Origin of the sequence: Arenimonas sp. (genome assembly GCF_036275555.1) — a bacterium.
Taxonomy (GTDB): Bacteria; Pseudomonadota; Gammaproteobacteria; order Xanthomonadales; family Xanthomonadaceae; genus Arenimonas.
Map to the genome: position 1 here is coordinate 17478 of NZ_DASUDO010000026.1, position 19070 is coordinate 36547.

Annotated in this window: 20 protein-coding genes and 1 pseudogene; 10 read left to right on the top strand and 11 right to left on the bottom strand. The window is 71.3% G+C overall.

Annotated features, from left to right (window positions below):
* Window positions 1-67 precede the first annotated feature (67 nt).
* On the bottom strand, window positions 68-622 hold the full coding sequence (sufT, locus tag VFV21_RS06815) for a putative Fe-S cluster assembly protein SufT (RefSeq protein ID WP_329668693.1): 555 nt from the start codon (window positions 620-622) through the stop codon (window positions 68-70).
* A 62-nt stretch (window positions 623-684) separates the two neighbouring features.
* Here sufT and VFV21_RS06820 point away from each other — a divergent pair, with 62 nt between their 5' ends.
* Complete coding sequence (locus VFV21_RS06820) at window positions 685-1107, top strand: hypothetical protein (RefSeq protein WP_329668694.1); 423 nt, start codon at window positions 685-687, stop codon at window positions 1105-1107.
* Between the two features lie 15 nt (window positions 1108-1122).
* Here the strand turns inward: VFV21_RS06820 and VFV21_RS06825 are convergent, their stop codons facing one another.
* Complete coding sequence (locus VFV21_RS06825) at window positions 1123-2514, bottom strand: NAD(P)(+) transhydrogenase (Re/Si-specific) subunit beta (RefSeq protein ID WP_329668695.1); 1392 nt, start codon at window positions 2512-2514, stop codon at window positions 1123-1125.
* Window positions 2511-2807 (bottom strand): NAD(P) transhydrogenase subunit alpha, encoded by a 297-nt coding sequence (locus VFV21_RS06830; protein WP_329668696.1) that lies wholly within the window; start codon window positions 2805-2807, stop codon window positions 2511-2513. The genes VFV21_RS06825 and VFV21_RS06830 overlap by 4 nt, the downstream gene beginning before the upstream one ends.
* A 160-nt stretch (window positions 2808-2967) precedes the next feature.
* On the opposite strand from VFV21_RS06830, the gene VFV21_RS06835 reads away from it, so the two are divergent.
* The 3 genes from VFV21_RS06835 to VFV21_RS06845 are packed head-to-tail and all read left to right on the top strand — an operon-like array spanning window position 2968 to window position 4366.
* Window positions 2968-3516: an RNA polymerase sigma factor gene (locus tag VFV21_RS06835; protein WP_329668697.1), complete on the top strand. Its 549-nt coding sequence runs from the start codon at window positions 2968-2970 to the stop codon at window positions 3514-3516.
* The gene (locus VFV21_RS06840) at window positions 3513-3881 is read left to right on the top strand and encodes a hypothetical protein (protein ID WP_329668698.1); all 369 of its coding nucleotides are present in this window, start codon (window positions 3513-3515) and stop codon (window positions 3879-3881) included. The genes VFV21_RS06835 and VFV21_RS06840 overlap by 4 nt, the downstream gene beginning before the upstream one ends.
* A complete protein-coding gene (locus VFV21_RS06845; RefSeq protein WP_329668699.1) occupies window positions 3881-4366 on the top strand; it encodes a DUF3106 domain-containing protein in 486 nt (161 codons plus the stop codon). Before VFV21_RS06840 ends, VFV21_RS06845 begins: the two co-directional genes overlap by 1 nt.
* A 2-nt stretch (window positions 4367-4368) precedes the next feature.
* Here the strand turns inward: VFV21_RS06845 and VFV21_RS06850 are convergent, their stop codons facing one another.
* Both VFV21_RS06850 and VFV21_RS06855 read right to left on the bottom strand, forming a co-directional pair.
* Window positions 4369-5466: an NAD(P) transhydrogenase subunit alpha gene (locus VFV21_RS06850; RefSeq protein ID WP_329668700.1), complete on the bottom strand. Its 1098-nt coding sequence runs from the start codon at window positions 5464-5466 to the stop codon at window positions 4369-4371.
* Window positions 5467-5578: 112 nt separating this feature from the next.
* Window positions 5579-7804 carry a DUF1631 family protein gene (locus VFV21_RS06855; protein WP_329668701.1) on the bottom strand — a complete coding sequence of 742 codons (2226 nt, stop codon included), beginning with the start codon at window positions 7802-7804 and terminating at the stop codon, window positions 5579-5581.
* A 132-nt stretch (window positions 7805-7936) separates the two neighbouring features.
* Between VFV21_RS06855 and VFV21_RS06860 the strand changes: the two genes are divergently transcribed.
* From VFV21_RS06860 to VFV21_RS06870, 3 genes are read left to right on the top strand one after another with little or no spacing between them, the layout of a single operon-like run.
* Window positions 7937-8503, top strand: a complete 567-nt coding sequence (locus tag VFV21_RS06860) for a nitroreductase (RefSeq protein WP_329668702.1) — start codon at window positions 7937-7939, stop codon at window positions 8501-8503.
* A complete protein-coding gene (locus tag VFV21_RS06865; protein ID WP_329668703.1) occupies window positions 8500-9381 on the top strand; it encodes a 5'-3' exonuclease in 882 nt (293 codons plus the stop codon). The genes VFV21_RS06860 and VFV21_RS06865 overlap by 4 nt, the downstream gene beginning before the upstream one ends.
* 16 nt (window positions 9382-9397) lie before the next feature.
* Window positions 9398-9934, top strand: coding sequence for an NUDIX hydrolase (locus VFV21_RS06870; protein ID WP_329668704.1), 537 nt, complete (start codon window positions 9398-9400; stop codon window positions 9932-9934).
* 89 nt (window positions 9935-10023) lie between these two features.
* Here the strand turns inward: VFV21_RS06870 and pip are convergent, their stop codons facing one another.
* Window positions 10024-10965: a prolyl aminopeptidase gene (pip, locus tag VFV21_RS06875; RefSeq protein WP_329668705.1), complete on the bottom strand. Its 942-nt coding sequence runs from the start codon at window positions 10963-10965 to the stop codon at window positions 10024-10026.
* An 89-nt stretch (window positions 10966-11054) separates the two neighbouring features.
* Here pip and VFV21_RS06880 point away from each other — a divergent pair, with 89 nt between their 5' ends.
* The 3 genes from VFV21_RS06880 (at window position 11055) to dxs (ending at window position 14891) form a co-directional block, all read left to right on the top strand.
* On the top strand, window positions 11055-11702 hold the full coding sequence (locus tag VFV21_RS06880) for an HNH endonuclease (protein WP_329668706.1): 648 nt from the start codon (window positions 11055-11057) through the stop codon (window positions 11700-11702).
* Window positions 11703-11785: 83 nt separating this feature from the next.
* Window positions 11786-12847, top strand: coding sequence for a hypothetical protein (locus tag VFV21_RS06885; RefSeq protein ID WP_329668707.1), 1062 nt, complete (start codon window positions 11786-11788; stop codon window positions 12845-12847).
* Window positions 12848-12986: 139 nt separating this feature from the next.
* Window positions 12987-14891, top strand: a complete 1905-nt coding sequence (gene dxs, locus VFV21_RS06890; RefSeq protein ID WP_329668712.1) for a 1-deoxy-D-xylulose-5-phosphate synthase — start codon at window positions 12987-12989, stop codon at window positions 14889-14891.
* On the opposite strand, the gene prmC is transcribed toward dxs, so the two are convergent.
* From prmC to VFV21_RS06915, 5 genes and pseudogenes are all read right to left on the bottom strand, one after another.
* Complete coding sequence (gene prmC / locus VFV21_RS06895) at window positions 14892-15734, bottom strand: peptide chain release factor N(5)-glutamine methyltransferase (protein WP_329668708.1); 843 nt, start codon at window positions 15732-15734, stop codon at window positions 14892-14894.
* A 1-nt stretch (window position 15735) separates the two neighbouring features.
* Complete coding sequence (locus VFV21_RS06900; protein ID WP_329668709.1) at window positions 15736-16302, bottom strand: Pycsar system effector family protein; 567 nt, start codon at window positions 16300-16302, stop codon at window positions 15736-15738.
* Between the two features lie 66 nt (window positions 16303-16368).
* Window positions 16369-17958: an alkyl hydroperoxide reductase subunit F gene (ahpF, locus tag VFV21_RS06905; RefSeq protein ID WP_329668710.1), complete on the bottom strand. Its 1590-nt coding sequence runs from the start codon at window positions 17956-17958 to the stop codon at window positions 16369-16371.
* A 76-nt stretch (window positions 17959-18034) separates the two neighbouring features.
* On the bottom strand, window positions 18035-18598 hold the full coding sequence (ahpC, locus tag VFV21_RS06910) for an alkyl hydroperoxide reductase subunit C (RefSeq protein WP_329668713.1): 564 nt from the start codon (window positions 18596-18598) through the stop codon (window positions 18035-18037).
* Window positions 18599-18831: 233 nt separating this feature from the next.
* Window positions 18832-19070: pseudogene (locus VFV21_RS06915) on the bottom strand (hypothetical protein); the annotation flags it as partial.

The following is a 19070-nucleotide window of genomic DNA, read 5'->3' on the forward strand; positions in this document are numbered from 1 at the left end:
CAACAACTGCGCGATTTCGTTCCGGCGTATGGGCGGCCGCGGGGGAGCCAGCGGGCCGCCGGCGGGGTCAGAACAGGCCGGTTTCGAGCCGGGCGGCGTCGGACATCATCGACTGGTTCCAGGGCGGGTCGAACACCAGCTCGACGTCGGCCTCGGCCACGGTCGGCACCCGCTCGACCTTGGTGCGCACGTCCTCCACCAGGATGTCGCCCATGCCGCAGCCGGGCGCGGTCAGGGTCATGCGCACCGACACCGTGCGCTCGCCCTCGGCGTTGCGGCCCAGCTCGCAGTCGTACACCAGGCCCAGCTCGACGATATTGACCGGGATCTCGGGGTCGAAGCAGGTGCGCAGCTGGTCCCAGACCAGCTTCTCGACCTCGGCGTCGCCGGCGCCCTCGGGCAGCTCCAGCGGCGCCGGCCGCGGCTTGCCGATGGCGTCGGCGTCTTCGCCGGCGATGCGGAACAGGTTGCCGTCCACGAACACGGTGAACGAGCCGCCCAGGGCCTGGGTGATGTAGCCGGTGGTGCCGGCCGGCAGGTCCACGGCCTCGCCCTGCGGCACCATCACGGCGGCGCAGTCGCGCTCGAACTTCACCGGTTCGCTGGTTCTCGAATAGCTCACTGCAGGTATCGCCTGGCTGCAAAGGCGGCTATTTTAGCCCGTCGCCCGCCCCGGAAACCGCCTTGCCGCCAACGGAACGTTCCAAGTCCGCCCGCCACTGGCTGCTGCCGCTGTTGGCCCTGGCCGTGGGCATCCTGGGCATGGTGGCCGTCTGGCTCGCCGCCTACCTGCACTTCCGGACCCCCAGTGGCTGGCTGGCGCTGGTGGCCGCGCTCGACATCGCCCTGATGCTGCGGCTGGCCGCGGCCCCCGCCGGGCGGCTGCGCGCCGGCCTGGCCGTGGCCGGGACCGCCGCCGCGATCGCACTCGGCTACTGGATGATGGCCGCGACCGAAATGGGGCTGCTGCTCGGGCTCACCCCGCTGGAGTCGTCGCAGCGCCTGGGCCCGGTGCTGTTCGGTGAGCTGGTGCGGCACACCACGTCGGCCTGGGACATCGCCTGGGCGGGCCTGGCACTGCCGCTGGCCTGGCGCCTGGGCCGCTGAGCCCCGCCGGCGGGCTCAGTGCCCGCCGTCCACCGACTTGAGCTCGGCCACCAGCTGGCTCACCGCCGCCGCCGCATCGCCGTAGAGCATGCGGGTGTTGTCGGCATAGAAAAGCGCGTTCTCGATGCCGGCGAAGCCCGTGCCCTTGCCGCGCTTGATCACGATGGTGTTCTTCGAGGCCACCACGTCCAGGATCGGCATGCCGAAGATCGGCGAGGCCGGGTCGGTCTTGGCCACCGGGTTCACCACGTCGTTGGCGCCGATCACCAGCGATACGTCGGTGGTCGGGAACTCGGGGTTGATGTCGTCCATGTCGGCGATCAGGTCGTAGGGCACGCCGGCCTCGGCCAGCAGCACGTTCATGTGCCCGGGCATGCGGCCCGCCACCGGATGGATGGCGAAGCGCACCTTGACCCCGCGCTTGAGCAGCACCTGGGTCAGCTCCCACACCTTGTGCTGGGCCTGCGCCACGGCCAGGCCGTAGCCGGGCACGATCACCACGCGCTCGGCGTAGGCCATCATCGCGGCGACGTCGCCGGCCTCGATGGGCTTTTGCGCGCCGGTGATCTCGGCCGCCTCGCCGGTCTGGCCGAAGCTGCCGAACAGCACGCTGGCGATCGAGCGGTTCATCGCCTTGGCCATCAGCTGGGTGAGCATGGTGCCGGCCGCGCCGACCACCATGCCGGCGATGATCAGGGCCTCGTTCTGCAGCACGTAGCCCTCGAACGCGACGGCCAGGCCGGTCAGCGCGTTGTAGAGCGAGATCACCACGGGCATGTCGGCGCCGCCGATCGGCAGCGTCATCAGCACGCCCACCGCCAGCGCGGTGACGAAGAAGCCGATGATCACCGGCTGCTCCAGCCCGTACACCGTGAGTGCGCCGAGCGCGACCGCCACCACGAAGACCAGCGCGTTGAAGGCCTGCTGCCCCGGGAAGGTGAAGCGCTTGTCCAGCCGGCCGTCGAGCTTGGCCCAGGCGATGACCGAACCGGTGAGCGAGATCGAGCCGATCAGCGACCCCACCACCGCCAGCACCAGCGCGGTCTGCGACGGCGCCATGCCGGCATCCGAAAACTTGAGCAGCTCGACCGCGCCGATCGCCGCCGCCGAACCGCCGCCCAGGCCGTTGTACAGCGCCACCATCTGCGGCATGTCCGTCATCGCGACGCGCTTGCCCGAGATCCAGGCCACGAGGGTGCCCAGGAACACCGCCAGCGCGATCAGCCCGAGGTTGTGCAGGCCGGGGAGGAAGAAGGTGGCGACCGTGGCCACCACCATGCCCGCGCCCGCCCACTGGATGCCGCTGCGCGCGGTCACCGGCGAGGCCATGCGCTTGATGCCCAAGATGAACAGCAGCGCGGCGACGAAGTAGCTGGCCTTGACCAGCGGCAGCAGCCAGCCGCTCATGCGCCGGCCCCCGGCTTCTTCGAAGACTTGAACATCTCGAGCATCCGCTCCGTGACCACGTAGCCGCCGGCCGCGTTGCCCGCGCCCATCAGCACCGCCAGGAAGCCGATCACTTTCTCGAGGGGGGTGTCGGCGTGGCCCAGCACCACCATCGCGCCGATCATCACGATGCCGTGCACGAAGTTGGAGCCGGACATCAGCGGCGTATGCAGGATCACCGGCACCCGGCCGATGATCTCGTAGCCGGTGAAGGCGGCGAGCACGAAGATGTAGAGCGCGACGAAGCCGTCCATGTCCCCTCCCCGCGCGGATGCGCGTCGGCCCATCATAACCGCTGGCTTAACAGCGGCTAGGGGCCCGTGGCGGGGCCGGCGCGCGTGGGTCGGCGGCGGTCAACCGATGCCGGGGCGATGCGTTATAAACCGGCATGGACGCCCGCCCCGCCCGCCCGTGATGCCCTTCGACGCCGCCCCGTCCGCACCGGCCGCCGACTTCGACGCCTTCCTGGCGTCGGTGGAGCGGCGCGCCTTCCGCATGGCCGAGCTCGCGCTCGGCCACCGCGAGGACGCGCTGGACGCGGTGCAGGACGCGATGGTCAAGCTGGTGGGCTACCGCGACCGGCCGGCCGGGGAATGGACCCCGCTGTTCTGGTCGATCCTGCGCAGCCAGGTCACCGACCGCCACCGCCGCAACACGGTGCGCCGCAAGGTGATGGCGGTGCTGGGCCGGCACGAGGACGAGCCAGGCGATCCGCTGGAAATGCTGCCCGACCCCGGCGAGGATCCCGCGCGCCGGCATGCCGACGCCGCGGCCTGGGCCGCGCTCGGCAAGGCCCTGCGTCAGCTGCCGCGGCGCCAGCGCGAGGCCTACCTGCTGCGCGAGCTCCAGGGCCTGGACGTGGCGGATACTGCCGCCGCCATGGGCTGTTCCGATGGCTCGGTGAAGACACATCTTTCGCGGGCGATGGCCGCCCTGCGAACCCACCTGGAGGACTGGCGATGAGCCGCCCCGAGCGCCACCCCGACCCCATCCACGACGCCGCCCGCGACCTGTTCGATCGCGCCAGCGAGCGCCTGGACCAGGGCGCCGCCTTCCGCCTGCGCCGCGCCCGCCACGAAGCGCAGCAGCCGCGCCGGCGCCGCTTGCCGGCGTTGGTGCCCGCGGGCGCCTTCGCCGCGGCGGTGCTGGCGCTGGGCGTGGCCTGGTGGCTGCCCTCGTCCGGCACGCTCGCGCCAGAGGAACCGGACCTGTCCGTGGCCGCCGTGCCCGCCGCGGAGTTCGACATCCTGTTGGCCGAGGAAGACCCCGAGCTTTACATCTGGCTGGCCGACGCGCCGGTCGCCACCGCCGCGGGTCCGCGCCCGTGATGCGCGCCCTGCCCGCACTGGCGCTGGGACTTCTGCTGGCCAGCCAGGTCGCCGCACACGACGGGCGTGGCGACCGCCACCACGACCACGGCCCGACGCCGGTGCCCGCCGGCGTGGTCGTGCCGGACTGGAATGAACTCAGCCCTGCGCAGCAGGAAACGCTTGCCCGCCTGCGCGACCACTGGGACCAGCTGCCCGCCTCGCGCCGCGTGCGCGCGCTCGAGTGGGTGGAGCGCAAGGCGCGCTGGGACGCGATGACGCCCGAGCAGCGCGAGAAGCTGCGCGCCGGCGCCCGCAATTTCCGCGACCTGCCGCCGGAACTGCGCGACAAGATGCGCGCCAGCCTGCAGGCCCTGCGCACCCTGCCTGCTGAAGAGCAGCGCTCCCTGCGCAAGCGCTGGCACGACATGAGCCCCGAACAACGCCGCGCCTGGCTGCAAACCGGCGGCCCCGCGATTTCCCCGCCGCCTGCCGACGCCGACTGACGTCAGGCGCGCCGCTCGCCCGCGTGGGCGAGGCAGGTCTTGGCGATGAGTTCGTCGTTCCAGTCGAGCGTGAGCTGGCCGTCCTTGAGCGACAGCGCCAGGAAGTTGTAGACGTTGCGGGCGTACATCTCGCTGGCGTGCAGGCTGCCCTGGCTGGGCAGGTTCAGCGGGCCGGCGATGGTGACGCCGCCGGACTCGATGGTTTCGCCCGGGCGGGTCAGCTCGCAGTTGCCGCCGGTTTCGGCGGCGAGGTCGACGATGACGCTGCCGGGCTTCATGCCCGCCACCATCGCCGCCGTGATGATCTTCGGCGCGGGTCGGCCCGGCACCGCGGCGGTGGTGACGATCACGTCCACCGACTTGAGGTGCTCCGCGAGGCGGCGCTGCTGTTCGGCGCGCTCGTCGGCGGTGAGTTCGCGCGCGTAGCCGCCCTCGCCCGCCGCGCTGACGCCGAGGTCGAGGAACTTGCCGCCGAGGGATTCGATCTGCTCGCGCGTTTCCGGGCGCACGTCGAAGCCTTCGACCTGGGCGCCGAGCCGGCGCGCGGTGGCGATGGCCTGCAGGCCGGCGACGCCGGCGCCGACGATCAGCACCTTCGAGGGGCGGATGGTGCCGGCGGCGGTGGTCAGCATCGGGAAGTAGCGCGGGGCCAGCTGGGCGGCGATCAGCACGGCCTTGTAGCCGGCCATGCCGGCCTGCGAACTCAGCACGTCCATGGCCTGCGCACGCGTGGTGCGCGGCAGCCGTTCCAGCGAGAACCCGGTGAGCCGCGAAGACACCAGCGTGTCCACGCGGGCCGGGTCGGCGTGCGGCGCCAGCAGGCCGACCACGACCGCGCCGGGCTTCATGCGCGCCAGCCGCGCGTTGTCGGGCGGCTGCACGCAGACCAGCACGTCGGCCTCGGCCAGCGCCGCGTCCGCGTCGTCGGTGAACTCGGCCCCGGCGTAGGCCGCGTCGGTGAAGTGCGCCGGCAGGCCAGCCCCGCGCTGCAGCAGCAGGCGTGCGCCGAGTGCGCTGAACTTCTTCGCGGTCTCGGGCGACATCGCGACGCGGCGCTCGCCGCTGGCGGATTCACGGACCAATACGATGCTGACCGCCATGCATGCGACTCCCCGGAGCGAATGGGGTCGATGCTACCGGAAGCCGCCGGGACGCGGCAGGGTCGGACGAAGGGCCTGGCAGCCGGGGGCGGTCGGCCTCGCGGCCGCCGCCTCAGTTGGCTTCGGTCTTGAGCTTGCCCATGACCCGGTGCAGGACCTGGTCGAAGACGTTTTCCTGCTCGCGCACCAGCAGGTTGCCTTCCTGCTTCATCGCGGCCAGCTCCTCCACCGAGGCCACCAGCACGCGGACGCCGCGACGGTTGACGAACATCAGGCGGGCCGAGATCGGGCTGATCCAGGACAGCTTGACCGGATGGTGCTTGCCATCCTCGCCGGCGATGTGGATCCAGGTGCCGACCTTGAGCTGGCGCATCTGCTCGACGTCGGATTCGCTGACCTCGAGATCGTCGCGCCCGCCCACGACCTCGAGCTTGGGCTTGAGGTCGGCCAGGGCCGCGGCGGCGGCCACGGTGGCCGGGCTGCGGCGCTCGGGCAGGGGGATGACGTTTTCGACGGGCGGCGCCACCGGCGGCGGCGTCTGGCCCTTGGCCAGGAGATCGAGGCTGGTGGCCAGGGCGTTGATCTGGTCCTGCGCGGCCTCGCCGGTGATGCCGGAGCTGGCGAGCACGGTCTCGATCTGTTCGCGCAGGGCCTGCACGGCCGGACCGACCGGTGCGGCCGGCACGCCTTCGCGCGGCAGCAGCGCCAGCAGGCGGTCGGCGACGGTGAGCGCGGTCTGCCAGGAGCCGCTCTCGGCGCCTTCGCGCAGCGCGATCATGGACAGGTGGTGGGTCCAGCAGCGGCCCAGGAAATCTTCCATCGCCGGCGTGGGCTTGAGGCCCCGCACGCGCTGCTCGAGCTCCTTGGCGGCCAGCTCGCGGGCCTGCTCCAGGCGCTCCTGGCCGCGCTGGGCCTCGGCGGCACGGCGCTCGGCCAGCTCGACGCGGCGGCGGTGCTGGTCGAGGAAGGAGCGCAGCTCCTGCTCGAGGGTCTCGAAGATGGCGATGTCTTCGTTGAATTCGGCGATCAGGCGATCGACCGTGCTTTCGGCCTTCTGCAGCAGCTCGCGCTCCTGCGGGCCTTCGCCGCGGTTGCCTTCGCAGGCCTCGGCCAGCGAGTTGAGCAGGCGGCGCGCTGGGTGGGTCTTGTACAGGAACAGGCGACGGTCCATCACCGCGGCCTTCACGAACGGCACCACCAGTCGCGAGATCAGCGTGCGCGAGGCCTGCTCGAAGTCGCGCTCGTCGAACATCACGTCGAAGAGCATGCCGACCAGGTCGACCGCGTCCTCGTCGTCCTGGCTCATGCTCACCTTGTCCGGCGGCAGGCCGATGCGGCCGGCGCTCTGGAGCAGTTCGTTCTTGAGCAGCACGGCCAACGAGGCCTCCGGGCGGTTGATCGCCTCGGTGACCGAGTTCGGCACGCTGGACTGCAGCAGGGACAGCACCGACATCATTTCCGGCGCCGCCAGCGGGCGCTGGTCGGGATTCGCGCGGCCCTGCGCGGCGCCCGGCTGGTTGCCCGGCCGCCAGCTGTGCAGCAGCTGCAGCAACGCATCGAACACGGCGCGGTCTTCCTGCGGACCGCCCGCCGCCCCTGCGGCGCCGTAATCGGACACCGCGCCGGCATAGCCGTCGGCCGAGGGCGGCGGCGGCGCGGGGGCCGGGCGCGGCGCCGGCTTCTGCACGCCGGCCGGGTTGAAGCCGGCGGCGGCGAGGCGGGCGTTGAGGTCGGTCAGCAGCTCGCGCAGGTCGTGGATCAGCTCGCGCTCGTAGTACTTGAACAGCACCATGCGCACATCCGGCGGCACTTCGACGCCGTCCTGGGCCTTGCGGATGGCGCCGGCCAGGCCGTGCGCGCTGAGCGGGCTGTGCTCGGGGTCGAGCGTGGCCAGGCCAAGCATGCGGGCCAGCCGGGCGGCCAGCTCGTCGAGCTGGTTGCCGTGGATGCGGGTGATGGCCTCGGCGATCAGGTTGGTCGCGAGGTGCTGCTCGAGTTCGCTTTCCTCGAGCAGGGTGAGTTCGGGCGTGCCCTCGGGCTGGCCGGGCTCCCGGAGCTGGCGCCCCAGGCCCTCGAAGCCGCGGTCGAGGTGGTCGCGGAAGCCGCGCTCGATCGGCGCGCGCGAGGTGCGCAGCGCGCGCATGGCGTGCAGGTAGGGCGAGCCGTCGGGTACGCCGTCCTTCTTCGCGAGGTCGAACAACCAGTCGTCCGCGCGCGCGAACACGCGCGCCAGGACGGTCTGGAGGTGTTCGGTGCTGCGCCGCCGCATCGCCTGGACGAGGTCCCGGGTGTTGACGGGCTGGGGCGGCGAAGCTTGCTGGAAGGTGTTGTTGCTCATGGGCCTCTGCACGTCCGGGGGGACTACGCGCTACGGGTGCCAGTGTGGCGAGGGTCGCACGTTCCTTCTGTGAACCGGTTCGCAAAACCCACGGACGGCGGTCTGCGTGGGGTGAATGGTAACCTCGCCTTCATGAACCCGTTCGAATTCCTGCGCCGGCGCCGCTCCGTGCCCTCCCGACTGCTTGGCGAGCCCGGCCCCAGCCACGACCAGGTCCTGGCCATGCTAACCGAGGCCGTCCGGGTCCCGGACCACGGCAAGCTGGCGCCGTGGCGCTTCCTTCGCATCCAGGGCCTGGCCCGGGACACGCTGGGCGAGCTTCTGGCCGCCCGTGCCCTGGAGCGCGACCCGCAGGCGCCTGCAGCGGCGGTCGAGAAGGACCGCCAGCGGTTCTCGCACGCGCCGGTGGTGCTGGCCGTGGTCGGCCGCCTGACGCCGGGCCACAAGGTGCCCGTGCAGGAGCAGCTGCTGTCGGGCGGCGCGGTCTGCTTCGCCCTGCTGCAGGCCGCGCAGGCGCTGGGTTTCGGCGCACAGTGGCTGACCGGCTGGGCCGCCTACGACCCGGTGGTCACGGCGCGGCTGGGCCTGGGGCCGGACGAGACCGTGCTCGGCTTCATCCACGTCGGCACGCCGTCCGAGGAAGCGCCCGAACGCCAGCGCCCCGATGCCGCCGCCCTGCTGGGCGACTGGACGCCATGAGCGGCCCGGTCCACCTGGTCGACGCCAGCCTCTACGTGTTCCGGGCCTGGCATTCGATGCCGCCGGAATTCGAGGACCGCGAGGGCTGGCCGGTCAACGCGGTGCACGGCTTCGCGCGCTTCCTGCTCGAGCTGCTGGAGCGGCAGAAGCCGGCGCGGATCGCCATCGCCTTCGACGAATCGCTGGACTCGAATTTTCGCAACGAGATCTACCCGGCCTACAAGGCCAACCGCGACGCGGCGCCCGACGAGCTCAAGCGCCAGTTCGCCTACTGCCAGCGCCTGTGCCGCGCGCTCGGCCTGCCGGTGCTGGCCGACAGGCGCTTCGAGGCCGACGACCTGATCGGTGCGGCGCTCGGCCACGTCCGCCGCGCTGGCCACGCCGGACTGATCATCTCGGCCGACAAAGACCTCTCGCAACTGCTCGACGGCGACGACGAGCAGTGGGACTACGCCAAGGACGTGCGCTGGCGCGCCGACGGCGTCAAGGCAAGGATGGGCGTGCACGCGCACCAGGTGGCCGATTTCCTGGGCCTGACCGGCGACGCCATCGACAACATCCCCGGCGTGCCGGGCATCGGGCCCAAGACCGCCGCGATCCTGCTCGGCCACTTCGGCAGCCTCGACGAGCTCTACCAGCGGCTGGCGGAAGTGCCCTACCTGCGCATGCGCGGCAGCGCCCAGCACGCCGCGCGCCTCGCCGAGCACCGCGACATCGCGCTGCTGTCACGCCGCCTGGCGACCATCGACGTCAACGCGCCGCTGCCGGCCGGCTTCGGCGCCGCGGAGCGGAATGCGCCCGAGGCCGCCGCGCTCGAAGCGCTGGCCGAGGACCTGCGCTTCGGCCCCATGACCCGCCGCCGGCTGATGTCGGCCTGACCCCACCGAGGACCCGATGACCGAACCCGCGACCACGATGTGCGAAGGCCAGTACCTGCGGCTGGTGCGCAAGGGCCACTGGGAATACGCCGAGCGCACCAACGCCGGCAGCGCGGTGATCGTCATCGCGGTGACGCCGGAAGACAAGCTGCTGTTCGTCGAACAGTTCCGCATCCCGATGGGCGCGCCAACGATCGAGATGCCCGCCGGCCTGGTCGGCGACCTCGACGCGCACGACACCATGGAGGCCGCCGCGCGCCGCGAGCTGCTCGAGGAAACCGGCTGGCAGGCCGACGAAGTGAAGGTGCTGATGGTCGGCCCTACCAGCTCGGGCATGAGCAACGAGATGATCGCCTTCGTGCGCGCCCGCGGCCTCACCCGCATCCACGCCGGCGGCGGCGACGCCTCCGAGAACATCACCGTGCACGAAGTGCCGGTCGCCGACGCCCCGCGCTGGCTCACCGCCAAGATGGCCGAGGGCTATTCGATGGACCCGAAGCTCTGGGCCGGCCTCTGGCTGCTCGACAAGAACCCCGACGGCAGCCCGGCCTGATCCCGCTCCCTGTGGGAGGGACTTCAGTCCCGAAGCCCTTCGTCAAAAAGCTTCGGGACTGAAGTCCCTCCCACAGGGAGCGGGAAGTGTCAGCGGAAGGCGTCGGTGGCGCGGACCAGGATGTCGGTGAGTTCTTCCTCGAAGGCGGAGTGGCCCGAGTTCGGGGCGATCTCCAGCTTCGCTTCGGGCCAGGCTTTCTTCAGGTCCCAGGCGTTCTGCACCGGGCAGACCACGTCGTAGCGGCCGTGCGCGATAACGCCCGGGATGCCCTTGAGGCGGTGCGCATCGCGCAGCAGCTGGTCGTCGGCGTCGAAGAAGCCGCCGTTGACGAAGTAGTGGCACTCGATGCGCGCGAAGCTGAGCGCGAAGTGCGCGTCCTCGTGGCTGTTGATGAAGGCCTCGTCCTGGCGCAGGAAGCTCGTGCTCGCCTCCCACACCGACCACGCCCGCGCCGCGGCCAGGCGCGTGGCTTCGTCGTCCGAGGTCAGGCGGCGGTGGTAGGCGCTCATCAGGTCGTGCCGCTCGACCACCGGGATCGGCGCCAGGTACTTGTCCCAGGCGTCGGGGAACAGGCGCGACGCGCCTTCCTGGTAGAACCACTCCAGCTCCCAGCGCCGCAGCATGAAGATGCCGCGCAGCACCAGTTCGGTCACCTGGCCCGGGTGCGCCTCGGCGTAGGCGAGCGCCAGGGTCGAGCCCCAGCTGCCGCCGAACACCTGCCAGCGCTCGACGCCCAGGTGCCGGCGCAGCTTCTCGATGTCGGCGACGAGGTCCCAGGTGGTGTTGTCCACCAGGTCGGCGTGCGGGGTCGAGCGGCCGCTGCCGCGCTGGTCGAACAGGATAATCCGGTAACGCGACGGGTCGTGGAATCGACGCATCTTGGCGCCGCAGCCCGCGCCGGGGCCGCCGTGCAGCAGCACGACCGGCTTGCCGGCGGGGTTGCCGCACTGTTCGTAGAAGATCCGGTGCCGGCCGTCCACCGCGAGGGTGCCGCTGTCGTAGGGTTCGATCTCGGGGTACAGGCCGCGCATTCGGTCGCCTCGTTGGCTGGAGTCCGCGCTGATTCTAGCCCGCGCGCACCCCTTGAACTGTCATGGGCATGGCGTATGCTCGGGTTGTCATGGGCACAGGGCCAACGCATCTGAGTCTGGTGGGTTCCGGGACTGCACTCCCCCCGGCCGGGCCCGCTTCCGCCCGTGAAAGCCGACTGCCCCGCGTCCTCTCCCTCGATGCCCACGGCCGCATCCTCGACTGGATGCACTGGCAGGACGCGGTTTGCCTGTACGTGCGCGGCGCGGTGGCCTGGACGCTCGGCGAGCCCTGCCTCACCGTGCACGGCGGCACCAACCGGCTCAGCGGGCAACAGAGCATCATCGAGCTGCATCCGATCGTCGCGGGGCGCAGCCACGCCCGCAGTACCGGCCTGTCGCCGTCGCCGGCGCTCACCAACACGGCGCTGTTCGCGCGCGATGCCAACCTTTGCCTGTACTGCGGCCGTGAGTTCGGCCGCCACTCCTTGACCCGCGACCACGTCGTCCCGGTCTCCCGCGGCGGCCGCGACACCTGGGAAAACGTGGTCTGCGCCTGCTTCCACTGCAACTCCCGCAAGGGCGGCCGCACTCCGCAGCAGGCCGGCATGCCGCTGCTGGCCGTGCCCTACCGCCCGAGCTGGGTCGAGCACCTGATCCTCTCGAACCGCCACATCCTGGCCGACCAGATGGCCTTCCTGAAGCACCACCTGCCCAAGCGCCCGCCCAGGCTCAGCTGAGCATTTGACGCGGCCCGGGCCGGCAACAGACACTGCCGGCCTTCACGCCGCGACGTCGGGCGTGATCAGGGGGAAGACCAGTAATGACCACTCACAGCATTTGCTTCGCCGGCCTGTCCAAAGCGGAAGAGGCCGAAGTCACCGCCCGTTTCAAGCAAGCCAACGCCAGCACCGGCAACCACTGGTTGCTCACGCCGGAGACCGAAGCCGGCGTCCTCGTGATCGACATGGACTCCATGTACGGCCAGATGAGCCTGATGAAGGCCATCGGCAGCGGCAAGGTGCTGGTGGCGCTGACCGCCGGCGGCCGCGCCGATACCGACTACGTGCTGCAGCGCCCGGTCACCGCCGAGGCGATTGCCGCGCTGTTCAAGCAGATCGAGGCCGGCACCCCGGCCCCGGTGTCGGCGCCGCGCGCCGAGCCCGCGCCGACGGCCCCCGCGCCGGCGCCGGCTCCCGCCGCCCCGGCCCCGGCCGCTACGCCGGCACCCGCGCCGGCACCGGCCGCCCCGAAGCCCGCGGCCGCCGAGCCCGCGCCGCCCGCCGCCCGGGTTACCTCCGAGCAACCGGCCTTCGTGCCGCCGCCGGCCGATCCGCGCCTGGCCGATTACCTGCGGCCCGGCGCCCTGTCCGGCCCGGTGCGCTTGCAGCTGGCGGGGGCGCCCGACCTCGTGCTCGACCCGGGCACCCAGACCTACTTCTCGGGCTCGGCCCTCAAGCCGCTGCTGCCCTACTGCGCCGCCGTGATCCGCGAGGCGAACCTGGTCCCGGTGCCCGCGGCCGAACTGCCCGCGCTGGCCGCCAGCCTCGGCGGCAGCCAGCCCTGGTCGCGCCTGGCCTGGCTGTGTGCGCTCAGCGGCGGCAACGGCGCGCTCGCCCCGGGCTTCGGCCCGAACGAGAAGTACAAGCTGCTGCGCTGGCCGCAGACCGAGCGCGAGTTCCCCAAGCACTTCCGCATCGCCACCGTGATGATGAAGGGCCCGGCCCTGCTCACCGACATCGCCGAGCAGAGCGGCGTGACGCTGGCCGAGGTGATCGACTACGTCAACGCCTGCCTCGCCACCGGCGTGGCCGAGCCCGAAAGCGGTCCGCCGCCGGCCACCGACGCCGCCAAGGGCGGCCTGCTGGGCCGCTTCCGCCGCTGACGACCCGGGGGCCGGTCGCGCGACCGGCCCTCGCGTTCCATACCCTCGCGAGCCGCGAGCCTGAACGTGGGCCGCGCCTTCGCCTTGCTCCCCCGGGGCGGGTGCCGGACAATTTGCACCTGTCTCCCACGCCCGAGCCCTGATGGACTCCCAGCGCTACCCGCGCCTCTCGAAGATCACGCACCCGGCCGACCTGCGCCAGTTCCCCGAAGCCGAACTGCCCGCGATCGCCGACGAACTGCGCGCCTACCTGATCGAGACCGTGTCCCAGTCGGGCGGCCATTTCGGCGCCGGCTTGGGCGTGATCGAGCTGACCGTCGCCCTGCACTACCTCTACGACACCCCGGTCGACCGCCTGGTGTGGGACGTCGGCCACCAGTGCTATCCCCACAAGATCCTGACCGGCCGCCGCGACAGCATCCACACCGTGAAGCAGAAGGACGGCGTGGCGCCGTTCCCGCGCCGCGAGGAGAGCGAGTACGACACCTTCGGCGTCGGCCACAGCTCCACCTCGATCTCGGCCGCGCTGGGCATGGCGATCGCGCTGCAGGCGCGCGGCGACGAGCGCAAGGTGGTGGCCGTGATCGGCGACGGCGCGATGACCGCCGGCATGGCCTTCGAGGCGCTCAACCACGGCGGCGGCATGGATCCCGAGCCGAACCTGCTGGTGGTGCTAAACGACAACCGCATGTCGATCTCCGAGAACGTGGGCGGCCTGACCCGCATGCTCGGCCGGCTCTCGGGCAGCCGCACGCTCAATGCGATCCGCGAGGGCGGCAAGAAGCTGCTCGGCGACAAGCGCCGCCCGGCCGCGCGCTTCATGCGCCGCTGGGAGGAGCACTGGAAGGGCATGTTCGTGCCGTCCACGCTGTTCGAGGAAATGGGCTTCCACTACACCGGCCCGATCGACGGCCACGACATCCCGGCGATGCTGGCCGCGCTCAAGACGCTCAAGGGCCTCAAGGGCCCGCAGCTGATCCACGTGATCACCACCAAGGGCAAGGGCTACGAGCTCGCCGAGGGCGACCAGATCGAATACCACGCGGTCGGTCCCTTCGACCCCAGCGTCGGCATCGTCAAGAAGGCCGCGCCCGCCAAGCCCACCTACACCCAGGTGTTCGGCGACTGGCTGTGCGACATGGCCGCGGCCGACGCGCAGCTGATGGGCATCACCCCGGCGATGCGCGAGGGCTCGGGCCTGGTGCGCTTCAGCAAGGAATACCCGGCGCGCTATTTCGACGTCGCCATCGCCGAGCAGCACGCGGTGACGCTGGCCGCGGGCATGGCCTGCGAAGGCGCCAAGCCCGTCGTCGCGATCTACTCCACCTTCCTGCAGCGCGGCTACGACCAGCTGGTGCATGACGTGGCGCTGCAGGGGCTCGACGTGCTGTTCGCCATCGACCGCGGCGGCGTGGTCGGCCCGGACGGCGCCACCCATGCCGGCAGCTTCGACCTGAGCTACCTGCGCTGCATCCCGAACATGGTGGTGATGGCGCCGGCCGACGAGAACGAGTGCCGTCAGATGCTCAGCACCGGCTACCGCCACCCCGGCCCGGCCGCGGTGCGTTATCCGCGCGGCACCGGCCCGGGCGTGGCCGTGCAGCCGTCGCTCGACGTACTGCCGATCGGCAAGGCCGAGCTGCGCCAGCGCGGAAGCCGCATCGCGCTGCTGGCTTTCGGTGCGCTGGTGGCGCCGGCGGAAAAGGTCGGCAAGGAGCTGGGCCTCACCGTCGCCAACATGCGCTTCGTCAAGCCGCTCGACCGCGGCCTGGTGCTCGAGCTGGCGCGCAGCCACGACGCGATCGTGACCCTCGAGGACAACGCCATCATGGGCGGTGCCGGCAGCGGCGTGGCCGAACTGCTGGCCGCCGAAGGCATCACCCTGCCCGTGCTGCACCTCGGCCTGCCGGACCGCTACCAGGAACACGCCAGCCGCGAGCAGCTGCTGGCCGAAGCCGGCCTCGACGCCGACGGCATCCGCACCACGCTGCTGGCGCGCTGGCCCGGCCTCGCCGCGGCCACCCCGCGGGTGCAGGCCGGCTGATCAACCGGCGTCGCGCGGCTTCCGGCCCAGCGTGACGCGGTCGCGGTGCTCGAGGTCGCGCTCGGTCGCCACCTGCTCCAGCCCCGCCGCCCGGAACAAGGCGCGTACCGCCGCGCCCTGCTCTAACCCATGTTCGACCAGCAGCCAGCCGCCCGGCGCCAGGTGCGCCGGCGCGGCGGCGCTGATCGCGCGGATCGCGTCCAGCCCGTCGGCGCCCGAGGCCAGCGCGGTACGCGGCTCGAAGCGAAGGTCGCCCTGCCGCAGGTGCGGATCGTCCTCGGCCAGATAGGGCGGATTGCTCAGCACGAGGTCGAACTGTTCGCGCGGGACGGCGGCGAACCAGTCGCCGGGCAGGAAGCGCACCGGCAACCCGGCATCGCGCGCGTTGCCGGCGGCCACCGCGAGCGCGGCGGCGCTGGCGTCGGTGGCGGTGACCTCGGCCAGCGGCCGCTCGCTGGCGATCGCCAGCGCGATGGCGCCGGTGCCGGTGCCAAGGTCGAGCACGCGCAGCGGCTCCGCGCGCGGCATCCGGTCCAGCGCCAGCTCGACCAGCCGCTCGGTTTCGGGGCGCGGGATCAGGGTGTCGGCGGTGACGGCGAGTTCGAGCGACCAGAAGCCGCGCTGGCCGGTGATCTGCGCCACCGGCTCGCCGTGCAGCCGGCGCCGCACCAGCGCCTCGAACGCCTCCGCATCGGCGGCATCGAGCACGTCGCTGGCGTGCGCGTAGAACCAGCTGCGCGGGCGCTGCATGGCGTGCGCGAGCAGCAGCTCGGCCTCCAGCCGCGCGGCGTCGCGGGGCAGTCGCGACGCGGCGTCGCGCAGGGCGTTGGCAAGCGTCGCCACCTCAACCCGCCAGCAGGCTGGCGACCTGGACCATGCAGGCCAGCAGGAAGCCGGCCAGGAAGAAGAGATAGGACAGCCGCAGGTAGCGGTACTTGTGGTGCGCCAGGTACCAGCCCAGCGCATAGGTGTCGCGCGCCATGGTCTCGTACACCGAACCGTCGGACTTCAGCGCGCCGGCGATCTCGGCCAGGAAGCGCTCGCGCGGCAGCTCGGCGAAGTGGCCGAAGAACAGCAGGTTGAACTGCGGCGGGATCTTGTCGTCCACCAGCTTCAGCGGCCGGTACTTGGGCAGCACCGCCAGCACGGCCAGCAGCAGCGCCAGCAGGGTGAAGGCGGCCAGCGTGAGCGAGGCGGTGCGCAGCACCGGGTCGTTCAGGCGGCCCAGCACCAGCGTCAGCACGATCGACGACATGGTGATGATGATGTTGGCCTTGGTGTCGGCCATCGCCGACAGCTGCACGTGGTGCATCTGCATCGTGCGCAGCAGGGTGTCGCCGGTGTTGCGCTCGGGCACGGCCGCGAACAGCTTCTCGACCTCGGCCGGCGTGGGTGTTTCAGCGGGGGGCATGGGCGCGATCCTCTCGGGACCGCGCCATCATAGCGCCGGCCGCGCGGGCCGGCGCGATTGCCCGGCTCAGGCCGCGGCCGACAACGTGCCGCCGACCGACCGGAGCGGGGCGCGGATCAGGTGGTCGAACGCGCCGAGCGCCGCGGTCGAACCCGCGCCCATCGCGACCACGATCTGCTTGTACGGCACCGTGGTGGCATCGCCGGCGGCGAAGACGCCAGGCACCGACGTCTGGCCGCGCTCGTCGATGACGATCTCGCCGCGGGCACTGAGCTCGACCGTGCCCATGAGCCATTCGGTGTTCGGCAGCAGGCCGATCTGCACGAAGATGCCCTCGAGCTCGAGCCGGTGCTCGCTGCCCAGCAGGCGGTCGCGCCAGGCCAGGCCGCTGACCTTGCCGCCGTCGCCCAGCACTTCGGTGGTCTGCGCGTTCACCAGCACGGTGACGTTGGCCAGGCTGCGCAGCTTGCGCTGCAGCACCTCGTCGGCGCGCAGCCTGGAGTCAAACTCGACCAGGGTGACGTGGGCGACGATGCCGGCCAGGTCGATCGCGGCCTCGACGCCGGAGTTGCCGCCGCCGATCACCGCCACGCGCTTGCCCTTGAACAGCGGGCCATCGCAGTGCGGGCAGTAGGCCACGCCCTTGTTGCGGTACTGCTCCTCGCCCGGCACGCCCATCTGGCGCCAGCGGGCGCCGGTGCCGAGCACGACGGTGCGCGACTTGAGCACGGCGCCGCTGGCCAGCTCGACCTGGATGAGGCCGTCGTCACCCGCGGGCAGCAGCTTCGCCGCGCGCTGGCCGTTCATCACGTCCACGTCGTTGGCGCGCACGTTCTGCTCCAGCGCGGCGGCGAGCTTCGGCCCTTCGGTTTCGGCCACCGAGATCAGGTTCTCGATGCCCATCGTGTCCAGCACCTGGCCGCCGAAGCGCTCGGCCGCGACGCCGGTGCGGATGCCCTTGCGCGCGGCGTAGATCGCCGCCGCGGCGCCGGCGGGGCCGCCGCCGACCACCAGCACGTCGAAGGGCGCCTTTCCGTCGAGCGCGCGCGCCTCGCGGGCGGCGGCACCGGTGTCGAGCCTGCCGACGATCTCGGCCAGGCTCATGCGCCCGGCGCCGAACACCTCGCCGTTGAGGTAGACCGTGGGCACGGCCATTACCTGGCGCGCCTCGACCTCGGCCTGGAACAGCGCGCCATCGATCGCCACGTGGGTGATGCCCGGGTTCAGCACCGCCATCAGGTTGAGTGCCTGCACCACGTCGGGGCAGTTCTGGCAGGACTGCGAGAAATAGCATTCGAAGCGGTGCTCGCCCTCGAGCGCGGCGATCTGCGCCAGCAGCTCCTGGGATTCGCGCGAGGGATGGCCGCCGACCTGCAGCAGCGCGAGCGCGAGCGAAGTGAATTCATGGCCCATCGGGATGCCGGCGAAACGCACCGAGGTGTCGGTGCCGCTGCGCAGGATCTCGAACGAGGGCCGGCGCGCATCGTCGTCGGTGCGCGCGAAGGTGATCTTGTCGGAAAGGGAGGCGATCTCCACGAGCAGCGCCTGCAGCTCCCGCGACGCGTCGCCGTCGTCTAGCGAGGCGCGCAGTTCGATGGGCAGCTGCAGCTTCTCGAGGTAGGCCGAAAGCTGCGTCTTCAGGGTGGCGTCGAGCATGGCGTGGCTCCGGGGAATGGGGGGCGAAAAAAAACGGGGCCAGGTACCGGACCTGACCCCGTCCTTGCTGCGGGGGTCAGATCTTGCCGACCAGGTCCAGCGACGGGGCGAGGGTCTTCTGGCCTTCCTTCCACTTGGCCGGGCAGACCTGGCCGGGGTTGGCGGCGACGAACTGCGCGGCCTTGAGCTTGCGCAGGGTCTCGGTGACGTCGCGGGCGATGGCGTTGTCGTGGACCTCGGCGGTCTTGATCACGCCTTCCGGATTGATGATGAAGGTGCCGCGCAGGGCCAGGCCCTCTTCCTCGATGTGCACGTCGAAGGCGCGGGTCAGCTGGTGGGTCGGGTCGCCGACCAGCGGGAACTTCGCCTTGCCCACGGCCGGCGAGGTCTCGTGCCAGACCTTGTGCGAGAAGTGGGTGTCGGTGGTGACGATGTAGACCTCGGCGCCGGAGGCCTGGAACTCGCCGTAGTTCGCGGCCGCGTCCTCGACCTCGGTCGGGCAGTTGAAGGTGAAGGCGGCCGGCATGAACACCAGTACCGACCACTTGCCCTTCAGCGACTGCTCGGTGACCTCGACGAACTTGCCGTTGTGGAAGGCCTGGGCCTTGAACGGCTGCACGGTGGTGTTGACCAGGGTCATGGTGACGTAGGACATCGGTGGAACTCCTAGTTGGGGCAGGATGGGGAAAACCGATGCGCATAGCCTACGGATTTGCTGCGTTGCGTCAAATTGATTGACGCAAGCATTACGATAGTTATTGTCTATCGCAAGGCCCGTGCAGCGGAGCAAGCTCCGCTTTACCGGCCCCCTGCGGGGCGTCGGCGTTCGCGCTGGTAGAGCCGCGCTTGCTCGGCTTCGTGGGGTGCGGGGGCTCAGTGGCCAACGACCAGCAGCAGCTGGGCGGCGCGCTCGTCGGTGCCGGGGTCGCCGAGCTTGTTCTGCCAGAACTGGTACTCGATGCCGAGCAGGAACTGCCCGCCGCGGCCCCACAGCGCCTTGCCGGCGTCCCAGCGCAGCTGCGGCTGGGCGAGCACCCAGTGCGCCACCTTGCCGCCGAACTCGTTGCGCCGGCTGCCGATGTACTCGGCGTGGCCGGTGAACACGAAGTCCT

What these genes read in the sequence shown, in the direction of transcription:
- VFV21_RS06850 (WP_329668700.1), bottom strand. Translation starts at nt 5,466, where the DNA reads ATGGCGGTCAGCATCGTATTGGTCCGTGAATCCGCCAGCGGCGAGCGC.
- VFV21_RS06880 (WP_329668706.1), top strand. Translation starts at nt 11,055, where the DNA reads ATGGGCACAGGGCCAACGCATCTGAGTCTGGTGGGTTCCGGGACTGCA.
- VFV21_RS06835 (WP_329668697.1), top strand. Translation starts at nt 2,968, where the DNA reads ATGCCCTTCGACGCCGCCCCGTCCGCACCGGCCGCCGACTTCGACGCC.
- VFV21_RS06825 (WP_329668695.1), bottom strand. Translation starts at nt 2,514, where the DNA reads ATGAGCGGCTGGCTGCTGCCGCTGGTCAAGGCCAGCTACTTCGTCGCC.
- VFV21_RS06865 (WP_329668703.1), top strand. Translation starts at nt 8,500, where the DNA reads ATGAGCGGCCCGGTCCACCTGGTCGACGCCAGCCTCTACGTGTTCCGG.
- VFV21_RS06855 (WP_329668701.1), bottom strand. Translation starts at nt 7,804, where the DNA reads ATGAGCAACAACACCTTCCAGCAAGCTTCGCCGCCCCAGCCCGTCAAC.
- VFV21_RS06860 (WP_329668702.1), top strand. Translation starts at nt 7,937, where the DNA reads ATGAACCCGTTCGAATTCCTGCGCCGGCGCCGCTCCGTGCCCTCCCGA.
- VFV21_RS06870 (WP_329668704.1), top strand. Translation starts at nt 9,398, where the DNA reads ATGACCGAACCCGCGACCACGATGTGCGAAGGCCAGTACCTGCGGCTG.
- VFV21_RS06885 (WP_329668707.1), top strand. Translation starts at nt 11,786, where the DNA reads ATGACCACTCACAGCATTTGCTTCGCCGGCCTGTCCAAAGCGGAAGAG.
- VFV21_RS06840 (WP_329668698.1), top strand. Translation starts at nt 3,513, where the DNA reads ATGAGCCGCCCCGAGCGCCACCCCGACCCCATCCACGACGCCGCCCGC.
- VFV21_RS06900 (WP_329668709.1), bottom strand. Translation starts at nt 16,302, where the DNA reads ATGCCCCCCGCTGAAACACCCACGCCGGCCGAGGTCGAGAAGCTGTTC.
- VFV21_RS06845 (WP_329668699.1), top strand. Translation starts at nt 3,881, where the DNA reads ATGCGCGCCCTGCCCGCACTGGCGCTGGGACTTCTGCTGGCCAGCCAG.
- ahpF (WP_329668710.1), bottom strand. Translation starts at nt 17,958, where the DNA reads ATGCTCGACGCCACCCTGAAGACGCAGCTTTCGGCCTACCTCGAGAAG.
- ahpC (WP_329668713.1), bottom strand. Translation starts at nt 18,598, where the DNA reads ATGACCCTGGTCAACACCACCGTGCAGCCGTTCAAGGCCCAGGCCTTC.
- pip (WP_329668705.1), bottom strand. Translation starts at nt 10,965, where the DNA reads ATGCGCGGCCTGTACCCCGAGATCGAACCCTACGACAGCGGCACCCTC.
- VFV21_RS06830 (WP_329668696.1), bottom strand. Translation starts at nt 2,807, where the DNA reads ATGGACGGCTTCGTCGCGCTCTACATCTTCGTGCTCGCCGCCTTCACC.